Origin of the sequence: Pedobacter metabolipauper (assembly GCF_004362715.1) — a bacterium.
Taxonomy (GTDB): Bacteria; Bacteroidota; Bacteroidia; order Sphingobacteriales; family Sphingobacteriaceae; genus Pedobacter; species Pedobacter metabolipauper.
Map to the genome: position 1 here is coordinate 317,608 of NZ_SNYC01000006.1, position 16,033 is coordinate 333,640.

Annotated in this window: 23 protein-coding genes; 2 read left to right on the plus strand and 21 right to left on the minus strand. The window is 38.6% G+C overall.

Features of this window, described 5'->3' with window-relative positions; translation table 11 throughout:
- Window position 1 precedes the first annotated feature (1 nt).
- From rpsQ to ATK78_RS18215, 12 genes are all read right to left on the minus strand, one after another.
- Complete coding sequence (gene rpsQ / locus ATK78_RS18160; RefSeq protein ID WP_133577549.1) at window positions 2-256, minus strand: 30S ribosomal protein S17; 255 nt, start codon at window positions 254-256, stop codon at window positions 2-4.
- A gap of 13 nt (window positions 257-269) precedes the next feature.
- Entirely contained in the window at window positions 270-482 is a 213-nt protein-coding gene (gene rpmC / locus ATK78_RS18165; RefSeq protein ID WP_133577550.1) for a 50S ribosomal protein L29, read from the minus strand.
- Between the two features lie 72 nt (window positions 483-554).
- Window positions 555-977 carry a 50S ribosomal protein L16 gene (gene rplP / locus ATK78_RS18170; protein ID WP_048907441.1) on the minus strand — a complete coding sequence of 141 codons (423 nt, stop codon included), beginning with the start codon at window positions 975-977 and terminating at the stop codon, window positions 555-557.
- A 38-nt stretch (window positions 978-1,015) separates the two neighbouring features.
- Window positions 1,016-1,864 carry a 30S ribosomal protein S3 gene (gene rpsC / locus ATK78_RS18175; protein ID WP_133577551.1) on the minus strand — a complete coding sequence of 283 codons (849 nt, stop codon included), beginning with the start codon at window positions 1,862-1,864 and terminating at the stop codon, window positions 1,016-1,018.
- 5 nt (window positions 1,865-1,869) lie between these two features.
- Window positions 1,870-2,232 carry a 50S ribosomal protein L22 gene (gene rplV / locus ATK78_RS18180; protein ID WP_133577552.1) on the minus strand — a complete coding sequence of 121 codons (363 nt, stop codon included), beginning with the start codon at window positions 2,230-2,232 and terminating at the stop codon, window positions 1,870-1,872.
- Between the two features lie 7 nt (window positions 2,233-2,239).
- Window positions 2,240-2,506 carry a 30S ribosomal protein S19 gene (gene rpsS, locus ATK78_RS18185; RefSeq protein ID WP_008244581.1) on the minus strand — a complete coding sequence of 89 codons (267 nt, stop codon included), beginning with the start codon at window positions 2,504-2,506 and terminating at the stop codon, window positions 2,240-2,242.
- A complete protein-coding gene (rplB, locus tag ATK78_RS18190) occupies window positions 2,506-3,330 on the minus strand; it encodes a 50S ribosomal protein L2 (RefSeq protein WP_133577553.1) in 825 nt (274 codons plus the stop codon). Before rplB ends, rpsS begins: the two co-directional genes overlap by 1 nt.
- A 24-nt stretch (window positions 3,331-3,354) precedes the next feature.
- Complete coding sequence (rplW, locus tag ATK78_RS18195) at window positions 3,355-3,645, minus strand: 50S ribosomal protein L23 (protein ID WP_133577554.1); 291 nt, start codon at window positions 3,643-3,645, stop codon at window positions 3,355-3,357.
- Window position 3,646: 1 nt separating this feature from the next.
- Window positions 3,647-4,276 (minus strand): 50S ribosomal protein L4, encoded by a 630-nt coding sequence (rplD, locus tag ATK78_RS18200; protein WP_133577555.1) that lies wholly within the window; start codon window positions 4,274-4,276, stop codon window positions 3,647-3,649.
- 4 nt (window positions 4,277-4,280) lie between these two features.
- Window positions 4,281-4,898, minus strand: coding sequence for a 50S ribosomal protein L3 (gene rplC, locus ATK78_RS18205; protein WP_133577556.1), 618 nt, complete (start codon window positions 4,896-4,898; stop codon window positions 4,281-4,283).
- Between the two features lie 182 nt (window positions 4,899-5,080).
- Window positions 5,081-5,476, minus strand: a complete 396-nt coding sequence (locus ATK78_RS18210) for a DUF1634 domain-containing protein (RefSeq protein WP_133577557.1) — start codon at window positions 5,474-5,476, stop codon at window positions 5,081-5,083.
- On the minus strand, window positions 5,473-6,309 hold the full coding sequence (locus tag ATK78_RS18215; RefSeq protein ID WP_133577661.1) for a sulfite exporter TauE/SafE family protein: 837 nt from the start codon (window positions 6,307-6,309) through the stop codon (window positions 5,473-5,475). The genes ATK78_RS18210 and ATK78_RS18215 overlap by 4 nt, the downstream gene beginning before the upstream one ends.
- 97 nt (window positions 6,310-6,406) lie before the next feature.
- Between ATK78_RS18215 and ATK78_RS18220 the strand changes: the two genes are divergently transcribed.
- Window positions 6,407-7,039, plus strand: coding sequence for a hypothetical protein (locus ATK78_RS18220; protein ID WP_133577558.1), 633 nt, complete (start codon window positions 6,407-6,409; stop codon window positions 7,037-7,039).
- Window positions 7,040-7,095: 56 nt separating this feature from the next.
- Here the strand turns inward: ATK78_RS18220 and rpsJ are convergent, their stop codons facing one another.
- The 6 genes from rpsJ to ATK78_RS18250 form a co-directional block, all read right to left on the minus strand.
- The gene (gene rpsJ / locus ATK78_RS18225; RefSeq protein WP_008244591.1) at window positions 7,096-7,401 is read right to left on the minus strand and encodes a 30S ribosomal protein S10; all 306 of its coding nucleotides are present in this window, start codon (window positions 7,399-7,401) and stop codon (window positions 7,096-7,098) included.
- Window positions 7,402-7,462: 61 nt separating this feature from the next.
- A complete protein-coding gene (gene fusA / locus ATK78_RS18230) occupies window positions 7,463-9,577 on the minus strand; it encodes an elongation factor G (RefSeq protein ID WP_133577559.1) in 2,115 nt (704 codons plus the stop codon).
- Window positions 9,578-9,594: 17 nt separating this feature from the next.
- Window positions 9,595-10,062: a 30S ribosomal protein S7 gene (gene rpsG / locus ATK78_RS18235; protein ID WP_062550444.1), complete on the minus strand. Its 468-nt coding sequence runs from the start codon at window positions 10,060-10,062 to the stop codon at window positions 9,595-9,597.
- Between the two features lie 16 nt (window positions 10,063-10,078).
- On the minus strand, window positions 10,079-10,492 hold the full coding sequence (gene rpsL / locus ATK78_RS18240; protein WP_008244597.1) for a 30S ribosomal protein S12: 414 nt from the start codon (window positions 10,490-10,492) through the stop codon (window positions 10,079-10,081).
- A 133-nt stretch (window positions 10,493-10,625) separates the two neighbouring features.
- Window positions 10,626-11,498, minus strand: coding sequence for a sigma-70 family RNA polymerase sigma factor (locus ATK78_RS18245; protein ID WP_133577560.1), 873 nt, complete (start codon window positions 11,496-11,498; stop codon window positions 10,626-10,628).
- Window positions 11,499-11,757: 259 nt separating this feature from the next.
- Window positions 11,758-11,979, minus strand: coding sequence for a VF530 family protein (locus ATK78_RS18250; protein WP_133577561.1), 222 nt, complete (start codon window positions 11,977-11,979; stop codon window positions 11,758-11,760).
- A gap of 83 nt (window positions 11,980-12,062) precedes the next feature.
- Here ATK78_RS18250 and ATK78_RS18255 point away from each other — a divergent pair, with 83 nt between their 5' ends.
- Entirely contained in the window at window positions 12,063-12,707 is a 645-nt protein-coding gene (locus ATK78_RS18255; protein WP_133577562.1) for a hypothetical protein, read from the plus strand.
- A 66-nt stretch (window positions 12,708-12,773) separates the two neighbouring features.
- Here the strand turns inward: ATK78_RS18255 and ATK78_RS18260 are convergent, their stop codons facing one another.
- From ATK78_RS18260 to ATK78_RS18270, 3 genes are all read right to left on the minus strand, one after another.
- A complete protein-coding gene (locus tag ATK78_RS18260; protein ID WP_133577563.1) occupies window positions 12,774-14,741 on the minus strand; it encodes a M1 family metallopeptidase in 1,968 nt (655 codons plus the stop codon).
- Window positions 14,742-14,812: 71 nt separating this feature from the next.
- Window positions 14,813-15,553 carry a hypothetical protein gene (locus ATK78_RS18265; protein ID WP_133577564.1) on the minus strand — a complete coding sequence of 247 codons (741 nt, stop codon included), beginning with the start codon at window positions 15,551-15,553 and terminating at the stop codon, window positions 14,813-14,815.
- An 81-nt stretch (window positions 15,554-15,634) separates the two neighbouring features.
- Window positions 15,635-15,985, minus strand: a complete 351-nt coding sequence (locus tag ATK78_RS18270) for a Spx/MgsR family RNA polymerase-binding regulatory protein (protein ID WP_133577565.1) — start codon at window positions 15,983-15,985, stop codon at window positions 15,635-15,637.
- Window positions 15,986-16,033 lie beyond the last annotated feature (48 nt).

Genomic DNA, 16,033 nt, shown 5'->3' on the forward strand with positions numbered 1-16,033 from the left:
GTTATTTAGCCCTTTCTAAAATTTCCACTAATCTCCAGTTCTTGTTTTTACTCAGCGGACGAGTCTCCATGATCAGTACTGTATCTCCAATACCGCAATCGTTTTTCTCGTCATGAGCCATAAATTTGGTAGTTTTCTTAACAAACTTACCATAGATCGGGTGTTTCACTTTACGTTCTACCGCCACAACAATAGACTTATTCATTTTGTTGCTTACTACCAACCCGGTTCTTGTTTTTCTTAATTGTCTTTCCATTTCGACTCTAAAGTTATTTAGTTTCACTAGTAGCTGACTCTGCTTTACGCTTAGTCACTTCAGTATTTAATCGGGCAATATCCCTTCTTACCTTTTTAATGCGGGTAGGATTCTCTATAGCCGAAATTGTATGAGCAAATTTCAACTTTACTAAGTTTTCTTTTTCTTCTGCAATCCTGACTACTAGTTCTTCTTGTGAAAGCCCTGTGATTTCTGAGTTCTTCATTTTATTAATTTTTATGTTGTGGGTCTAGCGGTTGTAATAACAAGTTACTTACAACATTCAACCCAAAACTACTTATGCCTCTACGTAATCTCTACGTACTACAAATTTTGTTTGGATCGGTAATTTTTGAGCGGCTAGTCTCATTGCTTCTTTAGCAACTTCTAAAGGAACACCTTCGGCTTCAAAAATAATACGTCCGGGTCTTACAACGGCTACCCAATATTCTGGAGCACCCTTACCTTTACCCATACGTACCTCAGCTGGTTTCTTAGTCACCGGTTTGTCCGGGAATATTCTAATCCATACCTGGCCTTCACGTTTCATGAAACGAGTTACCGCAATACGGGCTGCCTCTATCTGACGACTGGTAATCCAGGTCGACTCTAAAGATTTGATCCCGAAAGACCCGAATGATAATTCAGCACCACGAGTTGCTAAACCTTTCATTCTGCCTTTTTGCATCTTTCTGAACTTCGTTCTTTTTGGCTGTAACATTTTATTCTAATATTATCGTTAAACGATCTGTTAACTAATTATTTACGAGGACCTCTGTTAGGAGTATTTCCGCCTCTATTATCTCTACCTTGACCAGGACCGCCTTGACCAGGGCCTCTTCCGCCACGACTTTTGTCGTTTCTTCTGTCGCCACCGCCGCCACGGTTATCTCTTTCCCTGCCACCAGCAAATGCACCTTCTGGTCTGCCACTTTTGCCAGGAGCATTGCTCGTAGCACCAATGTTTGGAGAAAGATCACGTTTACCGTAAACTTCACCTTTGCAGATCCAAACTTTAACACCTATTTTACCATAAGTAGTCAAAGCTTCAGCCAATGCATAATCAATGTCTGCACGGAAAGTATGCAAAGGAATCCTTCCTTCTTTATACTGTTCGCTACGAGCCATCTCAGCACCACCTAACCTACCAGAGGTCATGATTTTGATACCTTCAGCACCCATACGCATAGTTGATGCGATAGTAGACTTCATTGCCCTACGGAAAGAAATCCTTGCCTCTAATTGTTTTGCAACACCTTCTGCTACTAATTGTGCATCAAGTTCAGGGCGTTTAATCTCAAAAATGTTGATCTGAATTTCCTTTTTAGTCAATTTCTTCAACTCTTCTTTGATCTTGTCAACTTCCTGTCCTGCCTTACCAATCACAATACCCGGACGAGCTGTATGGATAGTAACTGTAATGCGTTTTAAAGTACGCTCAATTACCACTTTAGCTACGCCGCCTTTTGCGATACGTACAGAAAGGTATTTTCTTATTTTTTCGTCCTCAACTAATTTATCAGCATAGTTGTTGCCTCCGAACCAGTTAGAATCCCAACCTTTGATGATTCCTAGCCTGTTACCTATTGGATGTGCTTTTTGTCCCATTTCTGTTAATTAGTTTGAGTTTCAACGGTTTTACTATCTACTACCAAGGTTACGTGATTAGAACGTTTACGTATTCTATAACCGCGTCCTTGAGGTGCTGGTCTAAGTCTTTTTAACTGACGACCACCGCCTACCATTATCGTTTTAACGTATAACTGGTTTTCTTCAGGGCGAGAACCTTCATTTTTAGCTTCCCAGTTTTTAATCGCTGATAATAATAGTTTCTCAACTTTTATTGCAGCTTCTTTATTGGTAAACTTTAAAATATGTAATGCTTTCTCAACACGCTCACCTCTGATAAGATCTACAACCAAACGCATCTTACGTGGTGAGGTTGGACAATTGTTTAATTTCGCTAATGCTTCCATCTCTTAATTATTTTTTCTTTTCAGAGTGACCCCTAAATGTTCTGGTTGGAGCAAACTCTCCCAGCTTGTGACCAACCATGTTTTCTGTTACGTATACCGGTATAAATTTATTACCGTTATGTACTGCAAATGTATGACCCACAAAATCTGGTGAGATCATTGATCTGCGTGACCAAGTTTTAATGACAGACTTTTTGCCTGAATCATTCATAGAGACTACTTTCTTCTCTACGTTATGGTCAATATAAGGTCCTTTTTTTATCGAACGAGCCATTATTTCTTCCTTTTCTCTATGATGAAACGATTTGAGTATTTTTTAAGTGAGCGGGTCTTAAAGCCTTTAGAATACATACCATTCCTTGAGCGGGGCTGACCTCCTGATGAACGACCTTCACCACCACCCATTGGGTGATCGACTGGGTTCATCGCTACCGGACGTGTTCTAGGACGACGACCTAACCAACGTTTACGACCTGCTTTACCCAATACTTCATTTGCATGATCTGAATTGGAAACCGCTCCGATTGTTGCCAAACAAGCAGTCAAGATCAATCTTGTCTCGCCTGAAGGCATTTTCAATGTTGCATATTTACCATCACGAGCTGCAAGCTGTGCATAAGCACCTGCGCTACGTGCCAATTGAGCACCACGACCTGGATGAATCTCCACGTTGTGTACAATAGAACCCAAAGGTATATTGGCCAATTTTAAAGTATTTCCCACTTCTGGTGTTGCAGTATCACCCGATACTACTTTTTGCCCTACTTGCAATCCTTCCGGTGCAATAATATAACGCTTCTCGCCATCTGCATAATGTAATAATGCAATACGTGCGGTACGGTTTGGATCGTATTCAACAGTAGCTACTGTTGCAGGAATATCAAATTTCTCACGTTTAAAGTCAATTAAACGATAAGATTTTTTATGACCACCACCCATGTAGCGCATAGTCATCTTTCCTGTATTGTTACGTCCTCCCGATTTCTTAGAAGATACAACCAATGATTTTTCGGGCTTGGTTGCTGTAATCTCCGTAAAACTGGCACCTACTCTAAAGCGGGTTCCCGGAGTGACTGGTTTAAATTTTCTTAAGCCCATAGTTTATAAATATTTCAATTCTTATTAAATATTCGCGTAATAATCTATTGTCTCACCTGCTTTTAAGGTTACAATAGCTTTTTTATATTTCGGGCTACGTCCCGTAACTAATCCACCTTTAGTGTTTCTCGACTTAACTTTACCATTTACAACCATTGTATTAATGGCTAAAATGCTTACGCCGTACATCTTCTCTATGGCTTCTTTAATTTGCAGTTTGTTAGCTTTATGTTCTACTTTGAAAGTAAAGCGGTTAGACTTTTCTGTCAGAACAGAAGCTTTTTCTGTTAATATTGGTTTCTTTAAAAGTTCCATATTACTTGGCAAATGCCTCCTCCAATGTTTTAAGAGAATCAGTAGTAAACAAAAGCTTGCTGCAATTCAATACATCATATGTATTCAACTGATCTGCAGTGATCACTTTCGCTTTCTGAATGTTTCTGCTTGATAAATAGATATTGTTATTTTGTGAAGGTAAAACCAACAATGTCTTTTCGCCAGCTAAATTTAATGCGCTAACCAAATTGATGTAGTTTTTAGTTTTGATTGAATCAAAGCTAAAGTCTTCTAAGATCACAACATTTGAATCTTGTGCTTTATAAGACAATGCAGACTTACGAGCCAGCACTTTTAGTTTTTTATTCAATTTGAAACTATAGTCACGTGGTTGAGGACCAAATACGCGACCACCACCATTAAACAATGGAGATTTAATACTTCCGGCACGAGCACCACCAGTACCTTTTTGTTTGTATAGTTTACGGGTTGAACCAGCAATCTCATTACGTTGTTTAGATTTGTGAGTTCCCTGACGTTGATTCGCCAAGTATTGTTTCACATCTAAATAAATTGCGTGGTCTACAGGCGTAATGCCAAATACCGACTCAGGGAGCTGCACTTTGGCACCTGTCTCTTTTCCTGAAATGTTTAATACTTTAACTTCCATCTGCTTACTTATCTAAGATTACGTAAGAACCCTTAGCTCCTGGAATGGAACCACTAACTACAACAAGGTTTTGATCAGCATAAACTTTCAAAACTTGTAAGTTTTGAACTTTAACACGGTCTCCACCCATTCTTCCCGCCATACGCATGCCTTTAAATACACGTGCAGGATAAGAAGCAGCACCCAATGAACCTGGCGCACGCATTCTGTTATGCTGTCCGTGAGTTTGGCCACCAACACCACCGAAACCATGACGTTTTACAACACCCTGGAAACCTTTACCTTTTGACGTACCAACTACATCCACAAAATCTCCTTCATTAAAGATGCTTACCGTTACAGTATCACCTAAATTTAAAGACTCTTCAAATGGTTCAAATTCAACCAATTTACGCTTTGGTGTAGTACTTGCTTTCGCAAAGTGCCCTTTAAGGGGCTGAGTGGTGTTCTTTTCTTTAGCTTCGTCGAAACCCAATTGAACTGAAACGTAACCGTCTTTCTCTTCGGTCTTAACCTGCGTAACTACACAAGGCCCAGCTTCGATCACCGTACATGGAATGTTTTTTCCATCGGCGTCGAAAATGCTGGTCATTCCTACTTTTTTTCCAATAATACCTGACATTTTCTTTTTTTAATTTAACACCCATCGAAGCAGTAGGGCTTCGTTCAAGGTGGATACACATCCCCGTTAAGGGAGGGCAAAAATAGGAAAGAAATCTTAATTTTCAAATAGTTAGCACATTATTTTTTCAAATAAATGCAAAAAAAATAATTAGAAGGGGTAACATACATTTAAAACAAGTTTTAGCCAGCCAACTTATTGCTTAAACTAATTAGTATTATACACAAAACGAACAAGCCAATCACTACATATAAATAATCACGCTCAATTAAGAAGCTAAAAATTGAGAAAACAACCCGAGCTATAGGCGTGAAGATCAGCAGCAATACACCAAATTGGATAATTGCACCGCCATTCATCGTTTTTAATCCTTTAAAGATTGCTTCCAGTGAAGAAAACCCAGACCTGCCTGCATCAAACTTACTATAATCAACTACTTCAGAATGGTTTAAAAAAAGATAAACAACCCCGCCCGTAAAAACAACTGCCATAGAAGCAATTACACCTACCCGCAGCAGCGTACCAAGAATGATCTGAATATCCTGGTCCGCAAAGAAATTTTTATTCTCCTTACTCATAGTCTCCCTGTTAATCCGTTATAAATCATTTGAAAAGCTAAAAATGTTACTACAACGGCAAAAATTACTTTAAGCTTATCCGTTTTTGTACGCACAAGGATCTTAGAACCCACCGTAGCACCAAGCATTACACCCAATGAAACCGGCATCGCTATTCCTGGATCAATCTGGCCCCTGTGTAAGTACACAATAGCACTGGCCGCAGCTGTAACCCCCATCATGAAGTTACTCGTTGTAGTAGATACCTTAAAAGGCATCCTCATGATGTTATCCATAGCAATAACTTTTAATGCCCCTGAGCCTATACCCAGCAAGCCAGAAATAATGCCCGCTAAAAACATCATTACAAATCCACCTAAAACATGGTGAACAGCATATTTTTGAACTCCATTTGCAGTCGGATAGGTTCCGTTCAGCTTGAAAAAAACCGCAAGCTTACCAGAAGTATCATTGTCAGAACGGTCAATCTTCTTTCTTACCATCATCACTGCAGAAAACAAAAGAATAAGACCAAAAGTAATGGCAATATAACTTGGGTCAATAAACACAGTAATTATAGCTCCTATGATCGCACTTATTGTTGTTGCTACTTCAAGAAACATTCCTATTCGAATATTTGTGATCCCCTCCTTAACATAGGCAGCAGCAGAACCTGAAGAAGTTGCAATTACAGAAATAATGGAAGCGCCAATAGCATAATGCAGATCTACCCCCAATACAAGAGTTAATAAAGGAATAATGATAACCCCGCCGCCAAGCCCCGTCAGGGAGCCTAACAATCCTGCCAGAAAAGCTCCTAACAAAACTATAATTGTAAATAGTAATACCGACATTGCTGCAAATATACTATCTCCAAACAAAACACAATAAATTAAAATATGAATGTTAAATTAGTCGCAACTAATTAAGTGTTTTACAAAAGATCCACTAATGAAAAAGATTTTATCCCTCGCTGCAATTTTATTAATTACATTAACCGTACATGCGCAGCTGGCCACTGATACAACAAATAAAAAGCCTGCAGATACGATAAAAGCAGTAACAAACCTTCAGGCTCAATATGAACTTATGTTATCACGGTCAAAAACGGTAAATGGTTATAAGCTCCTAAACCCATACAGACTTTCGACTTTCTGGAAAAATGTTGTGGATACCCTTACTACCGAACGTAACAAACAAATAAGTTCAGAACAAAAGGCATTAGAACTTGAGCAGGAAATTTCTGGTTTAAAATCACAGGTTTCAGGCAGCAAAACGGTTATAGCCAGTTCAAATTCTAAATCAAATGAGGTTAGTTTTTTGGGGATGTCAGTTACTAAAACCAATTACAGCATCACAGTCTGGAGTATAATTATAGCGCTTGCCATTGCACTTACTGTAGTGATCTTAAGATCAGCCAAACACATTCATGAGGCGAAGTATAGAAGAACATTATATGACGAGATCGCTCAGGAATACCAGAATTATAAAACAAAAGCAAACGATAAAGAGAAAAAGCTGGCCAGGGAACTTCAGGATGAGCGGAATAAACTTGACGATCTAAAAAGTCAGGGAAAGAACTAACAAAAAGAGCCCTTTGAATTTCAAAGGGCTCTTTTTGTTTACTGTAAAAAGTATAATTAAACTTTAATTTCTACTTCAACACCACTAGGTAGTTCAAGTTTCATTAAAGCATCAACCGTTTTAGAGTTAGAGCTATAAATATCTAACAAACGTTTGTATGCACACAATTGAAACTGCTCACGCGCTTTCTTGTTCACGTGTGGTGAACGAAGTACAGTAAAGATTTTCTTTTCTGTCGGCAACGGAATTGGTCCGCTTACCACTGCACCCGTAGGTTTAACAGTTTTAACGATTTTCTCAGCAGATTTATCTACCAAGTTGTAATCGTAAGATTTTAATTTAATTCTGATTCTTTGGCTCATGTTTTTATATTTAAGGCTGCCTGTTAGAGCTATTAATAACAGGCAACCGGTTTAATTTTTATTAATCTACAGATTTAACCCTGCCTTTTGATTTAGCGATGACCTCATCTTGTACGTTTCTTGGAGCTGGCTCGTAATGATCAAACTCCATTGTAGAAGTTGCACGTCCAGAAGTAATCGTACGTAACTGAGTTACATAACCAAACATTTCAGAAAGAGGAACGGTAGCTTTGATTACCTGAGCACCAGCACGCGTGTCCATACCTAAAAGCTGACCACGACGACGGTTCATATCACCGATCACATCACCCATGTTTTCTTCAGGGGTAAGGATCTCAATTTTCATGATAGGCTCCATCAATACTGGATTACATTTAGGCAACGCTTCACGATAAGCCATTTTAGCTGCCAATTCAAAAGATAAAGCATCTGAATCGACTGCGTGGAATGAACCATCAATTAAACGAACTTTCATATCAGGAAGCGGATAACCAGCCAATACACCATTAGCCATAGAAGCTGCAAATCCTTTTTCAACAGAAGGGATAAATTCACGGGGAATTGAACCACCTGAGATCTCATTAACAAATTGCAAACCACCTTTTTCCCAATCGGCATCAATTGGAGAGATCACAACCTGAATGTCTGCGAATTTACCACGACCACCTGATTGTTTTTTATAAGTTTCACGGTGTTGAATAGTACCGTTGATTGCTTCTTTGTAAGCTACTTGCGGAGCTCCCTGATTAACTTCAACTTTAAACTCACGTTTTAAGCGGTCAATCAAAATATCCAGGTGAAGCTCACCCATTCCAGAAATTACAGTCTGTCCGGTTTCTTCGTCAGTCTGAACTCTAAATGTTGGATCTTCTTCAGCCAATTTAGACAATCCCATACCCAATTTATCAATATCAGCTTGAGTTTTAGGCTCAATAGCTAATCCAATAACCGGCTCAGGGAAGTTCATAGACTCAAGAACAATTGGGTTTTTCTCTTCACAAAGGGTATCACCTGTTTTAATATCTTTAAATCCTACAACAGCAGCAATATCACCAGCACCTACATTAGGAATTGGGTTTTGCTTATTAGCGTGCATTTGGAAGATACGCGAGATCCGTTCTTTGTTTTCAGAACGTGCATTATAAATGTATGAACCCGCTTCCAGATTACCTGAATATACACGGATAAAGCATAAACGACCAACAAAAGGATCCGTTGCAATTTTAAAAGCTAAAGCTGCAAAAGGTTCTTTTTCATCCGGTTTACGTAATACTTCTTCACCAGTATTTGGATTAGTACCTACAATACCTTCTGAATCCATAGGTGAAGGCAATAATTCCATCACATAGTCAAGCATCGTCTGAACACCTTTATTTTTAAAAGATGAACCACAAACCATCGGTACAATTTTAGCATCTAATACTGCTTTACGCAAGGCGTCTAAAATTTCACGCTCTGTAATTGAATTCGGGTCTTCGAAGAATTTCTCCATCAACGACTCATCGTAATCAGCAACAGATTCCAATAATTTCTCTCTCCACTCAGCAACCTCATCAATCATATCCTCAGGAATTGGCACTTCAGTAAAGGTCATACCTTTATCATGCTCATTCCAAACAATACCACGGTTATTGATTAGATCAACAACACCTGTAAAGCTATCTTCAGCGCCGATAGGTAACTGCAATGGAACGGCGTTACTGCCTAACATGCTTTTAACCTGTGCTACGACTTTCAAGAAATCTGCTCCGGAACGATCCATTTTGTTAACAAAACCGATACGGGCAACGTTATAATTGTTCGCTAAACGCCAGTTAGTTTCAGATTGAGGCTCAACACCGTCAACTGCTGAAAATAAGAACACCAAACCATCCAATACACGTAACGAGCGGTTTACCTCTACGGTAAAATCCACGTGTCCTGGTGTATCGATAATGTTAATGTGATAATCCTGACCTCTGTATTTCCATCCTACTGTTGTAGCAGCCGAAGTAATGGTAATACCACGCTCCTGCTCTTGTGCCATCCAGTCCATAGTGGCTGCACCTTCATGCACCTCACCAATCTTATGACTAACACCAGCATAATAAAGGATACGCTCTGTTGTTGTGGTTTTACCCGCGTCAATGTGAGCAGCAATCCCGATATTTCTTGTAAATCTTAAATCTCTTGACATTATATAATTTTCAATTATTAGAAACGGAAATGAGAGAACGCTTTATTGGCTTCTGCCATCTTATGCGTATCTTCTTTTTTCTTAACAGCTGCACCTTCACCTTTAGCTGCTGAAACGATCTCACCTGCTAATTTTTCTTTCATTGTTTTTTCACCACGTTTACGAGCGTAAGAGATCAACCATTTCATGCCTAAAGCAATCTTACGATCCGGTCTTACTTCGGTTGGTACCTGAAAATTCGCACCACCTACACGACGTGATTTAACCTCTACTGCAGGCATTACATTAGTTAGCGCACGTTTCCATACTTCTAACCCATTTTCACCAGCTTTTTTCTCAGCCAATTCAACTGCATCGTAAAAGATTGAATATGCAATGGATTTTTTTCCATCGTACATCATGTTATTTACAAACCTTGTCACCTGAACATCGTTAAATTTTGGATCAGGAAGGATAATTCTCTTTTTTGGTTTTGACTTTCTCATTTGTTTTTCCTCCTAATTATTTCTTTTTACCTTTTGTTGGTGCCGCAGCTACTTGTCCTGGCTTAGGACGTTTAGTACCATATTTTGAACGACGTTGGTTACGACCAGCAACACCTGAAGTATCTAATGCTCCACGGATGATGTGATAACGTACACCTGGCAAATCTTTAACACGACCACCACGGATCAATACGATCGAGTGCTCCTGTAGGTTGTGACCTTCTCCAGGGATGTAAGCATTAACCTCTTTACCATTGGTTAAACGTACACGCGCAACTTTACGCATTGCTGAGTTTGGTTTTTTAGGGGTAGTGGTATATACACGTGTACACACACCTCTTCGCTGTGGACAACTGTCCAACGCCGGAGACTTACTCTTGAACTCCAGTGCTACTCTACCTTTTCTAACTAATTGTTGAATGGTTGGCATTGTTCTTTTTTGTTTTTCTTATTAATGTTTAAAAACTTTACCCCTCAATAAGGGACTGCAAAGGTAAGACAATACATTTTATAAATCAAGCTGTTAACAAAATTTTAATAAAAAAAGAACCTCACCCTCGAAATTAATCTGCTAACCGCAAATGATCAATCATATTTCTATGCATATAAATGCACTTTAAAGTATTAAGTGCCTCATATTTAAGTTGCCGCGTACGTTCTTTACTCCTATTGATCATACCCGCTATTTCATCCGGGGTAAGTATTTCACACCCATCAAACCCAAAGCAATGCTTTAGAATAAACTGCTCCCTTTTTGGTAAGATCTGGATCATTGTATTCAAATCGATCAGCAAAGATTCTCTCAGCAGCTGCTCTTCAGGACATAGCGTTTCATAATTTATTAAAGTATCAAAATGGGTAATTTCACTATTCTGGTGTGCACTTGAATTTAATGAAACACACAGTCCTCCGTTATGAAAAAAATCAGAGATCTTATATTCAGAGAGACCCATAATCTCTGATATCTCAGCAAAGGTTGGCATGCGTTCCAGCTTCTGCTCTAGTTTTTGGCTCACCTTTAAAGCTCCGGCCAGTCCGGAAATTTGATTACCCGGAATTTTTACCATTCGTATGTTTTCAGAAATAGCCTTGATAATAGACTGCCGGATCCACCAAACTGCAAAAGATATAAATCTAAATCCCCTCGTATGATCAAACCGGACAGCAGCAGTCATCAAGCCAATATTACCCTCATTGATCAGATCCATAAGTGCCAGATCCCTGTTCTGGTATTGTTTTGCAATAGAAACAACAAATCTTAAATTAGCAGTAACCAGTTTATCCACTGCGTTCTTATCCCCGCCTTTAATGGTAATGCAAAGTCTGGTTTCCTCTTCAGGGGTGAGTATACGATACCTGTTAATTTCCCTTAAGTACAAAGCGATGCTGCCATCCCTCCGCTCTGTAATACTTATTGCTTTATTAAATCGTTTCATAAGCCGCAAACCAGAATAGCCATGCTTAAGCACCTCATTTATATGAGACTTCGCAAATCCTGATTAACCAAATCTCGGAACGATAATTGTATAAAAATAAGCACTTCAAAAGTTCAGTGAATATTCTTGTTTAGCATTGAAAATTTATTGAATCTAAGTGTTTATCATAAAAATATAGCTAAACACAAAATATAATTTTGAACTACGTAAGGCTATTCAATAAAAGAATTGTAATTCCGGGCAATTATTTGTTTAATTTCTAATGAAAAGTGTTCAGATATAACTTCTCTACTTTTTTTCTTGCCCAATCTGTTTTACGCAGAAATTTCAAACTTGAATTCATCGTAGGGTTATTGTTAAAACAATCGATCCTTACAAGAGTACCCATCTCTTCCCAGCCATAGTGCCACACAAGCTGCTTTAAAATAAATTCAAGTGTTTTTCCATGCAATGGATTATTTTTCTGCTCTTCTGCTGACATACCCACAAAAATAACAACTAAATTTTCTGCATGAAACTTTTTCTGGTAGTTTTATCTAAGTTTGAGCAGTTAAAAAGGAAATCATGAATTTAAAATTAGGAGATTTTGTTCGCTTCGTGGACGAAAATTTAGAAGGATATATTACAAGGATCATAGATAAAGACACCATTGGCGTTACAGATTCAAACGATTTCGAAATACCGGTTCCATATTCCAAAGTAACACTTGTTTACGGAGAGATCCCGGATAATAATGCTATCGTTAGTAATCGACCGGAAGCTAAGATCGAACCAGCAGAATTTATCACAGAAGGAATACATCTTGCCATTGTCAGCGATCAGCACATCGCATCAGTTGCTCATTTCCACCTGGTCAATGAATCATCTTTTAGCTTACTGGTTAGTTTCACTACTGAAAGAGGAGGACAATTTAAAGGAGAATTTGCCGGGATAATAGAAAGCAGGTCCTCAAAAAAGATTTATTCCGCCAATATGGCTGAGATACAGTTGTGGCCAAAATTCAGGCTGGAAATAATCTATCACACCACCAGTGATCAGGAACCAAAAGAACCAATATTATATCATGAAACCCTTAAAGGTAAAGATCTTTCTGTATCAAAGGTTGACATTGAACTGCTAAAAACTAAAGGCTGGCTCATCAGGCTTGATGCTCCTAAACCTTTAATTGACGCACAAAAATTAAAAGAAAGCTTCTTCAAACCACGCTAAAATTATTTCACAAAAAATCCGCTCTATAGTTACCTCTAGAGCGGATCAATAAAATTCTGCCGTATATTAATTTTTAGACCATGTATTGTTCGAAGCATTGATATCCGGCAATACACTTTTCGGATCCAGGGTTACTGAAACTACTTCTTCAGTTGTTGGATAGTTAACGGTCCAAACTTTATTCCTCATCCAGATATCAACAGGTATCCTGATAAGATCAGTTTTACCGCTCTTCGTTTTAATCTCTAAAATTATAGGCATTGGCATTTTTTCCAGGTTTGCAACAGCAATATTATAACCGGTTTTAACCCCAGCCGTCTTTGCCTCGGTAACATCTGTAATGGCCTGATCCATTTTCCAGTTCTCCAGAAACCATCCCCTCCAAAACCAGGAAAGATCTTCTCCGGCACCATTTTCCATTGAACGGAAAAAATCATAAGGTGTAGGGTGCTTAAAAGCCCAATGTTCAATATAATTTCTAAAAGCATAATCAAAACGGTCAGCCCCAAGTACCTGCTCTCTTAAAATATCCAGACCATAACCTGGTTTACTATATAGATTGGTACCGATATTGCGTTCTCTCATCGCATCAGGCGTTAACATAATATATTCCATTTCAGGACGCTGCAGATTTAGAGCAACTTTATGCATGTCGGCATCCTTTTTAATATATTCTCCGTTATTAAATTCTGCCGATGAGATCCCATTAATAAAAGTATTGAAACCTTCGTCCATCCAGCCATATTTGCGTTCATTACTTCCTACAATCATAGGAAACCAGGTGTGTCCAAACTCATGGTCTATAACCCCCCAGGCGTCTTTACCTTTAGCTTTCCAACCACAGAATACAATACCTGGATATTCCATTCCACCAACATTACTGGCAACGTTTACAGCCATAGGATATGGGTATTCAAACCATTTTGTAGAATAATGCTCTATAGATGTTTTAACATACTCCACCCCTCTTCCATATATATCTTTTCCATTACTTTCAACAGGATGCGCAGAAACTGCCAGAGATTTTTTACCGCTTGGCAAATTAATACGAGCTGCATCCAATATAAATGCTTTTGAAGACGCCCAGGCAACATCACGAGTATTCTTGATCTTAAATTTCCAGGTCAGCTTATCCTTTGCCGGACGCGATTTAGGATCTGTTACTTCAGATTCAGAACGTATAGAAATTGTTTTATCACTTAATTTGGCAGCATTCCAGCGTCGAAGCTGTTCTGCAGTAAAAACTTCCTGTGGATTTAACAATTCACCAGAACCCATAACAATATGGCTTGCAGGGGCAGTAACCGTAAAATCAACATCACCATATTCACAGTAAAATTCACCTGCACCCCAATATGGTAACGTATTCCAACCCAAAATATCGTCGTAAACACTCATTCTCGGAAACCACTGGGCAATAGAGAATATCTCCCCATTCTTAGTAGTTAAATGTCCCATCCGGTCTGACCCATTAATAGGAACAATAAAAGAGAAATCCATTTTAATGGTAATTACATCACCAGATGCAGCCATCGGCTGATCCAAACGGATCTGCATCCGGGTATCTTCAATTAAAGAACTGAACTTAACAGGTTTCAATTTTTGTGATACAGTTAAACCTTCAATCTTATATCCACCTTCCAATTTTTCACCCCTTGCACCATAACGGCTTCCTGCAGCAATTAATGAATTACCTCTGGATTGCGGTGCAAATAAATTCTGATCAAGCTGGAGCCATAAATAGGGTAGCTTATCAGGACTATTGTTCTTGTAGGTTATAGTAACAGTTCCGGTTATTTTATTGCTGATTTCATCCAGGTTTGCTATAATGCTGTAATCGGCACGATTTTGCCAATATTTAGAACCTGGATATCCGCTTGCCGAACGGTACTCATTACCATTTTGAGTATAGAAAAGTGGGCTAAAGGCTTCATGCGGATCATAGTTGCCTGAAGCAGGATTGGTTTGCTGTGCAAAAGAGCCAAAGGCTAATGCAAACAGCAATACAAATAGTAAAGTCGATTTATTAAACATGCAATTCAATGGATTAGATCTCAAAAATAAAGATATAAAGCGCAATTTTACCCAACATTAATGTAACGGTTTTAATAGTTGCTCTTTAATTTTGGCAACGGAGCCACTTTTCGTTGATCCTGGGGCAGCTTTAACCAGGTATGATAGGCTTTTACGATATAATAGTCATAATTAAATGGTCTATCAGCAGACACCAGCAAAACAGACGGACGATATAACAGCATAAAGTTCTTAAGATCATCGTCTTTCAACTTTGTGAGCTTAGAAACATAAGATTCCGTAAAAATACTTCGGATCTCAGCTTCATAACCCTCCGTTTCTTCCATTGCTCTTAATTTCTTGTCCTTATTTTTATATTTATCATAGCCCAGGTTAAACACCAACCCGCCAGCCCGGTCATTGTTTCCCTTCCCACGAAGGTCGTCGCGGTCAATTCGTTTAAATTCACGGGCTTCCGGATCTTTATAATAAACCAATGGATTTACTTTAGCTCCCAAAATCTCTACTTCTTTCAGATCAGTAGCATCAACGGGCAGGTATACTTTTTTAAGTTTAAGATCAATCAAATACATCGTATCAGTATGATAATGACTTAAAGAAAACACCAGCAGGTCTCCTGCTTTAGCAGTAATCTTAAATCCCCCGGAAGCTTTGGTCTTTGTAGACTGATTATTATTTAAATTCTGTACATGAACATCCTGCAAAGGAAATGTCTTATTGTCATAATCATATACAATACCAGAAACGGTAGTCTGGGCCCATAAACTAAGCGGAAAACCCAATATAAGTATGACTATTAACTTCTTAAGCATATTCAAAGGTAACGCAGTTAAAACAGACTAGTTTACAATTTAACATACTTTAACAGCAGTATGGAGTGAAATCAACAATTGCTATTTGATCAAAATATTCTTATAAAGTTCTTCACTAAAGCTAATTAGCGCCGGCTGGCCTTCAACTTCCACTATCGGGCGTTTGATGGCACTTGTATGCTTTAATAAAACAACCACAGCAGTTTCCTGATTGATTACCTCACCCTGTTCTTCAGGCGTTAGTTTCCTCCAGGTAGTCCCTTTTTTGTTCAGAACATTTTCCCAGCCAAAGGTATCGCACCATAGATCTAATTTCTCTTTGGTGATTCCTTTCTTTTTAAAATCATGAAATTCTGGTTTAAAGCCATGATCAGCCAGCCAGGTCATGGATTTTTTCACAGTATTGCAGTTTGGTATTCCATATACGGTCATGCCTGCAAAATAAAAGATTATTCATCACTTTTTTTAACCGTTTCATCA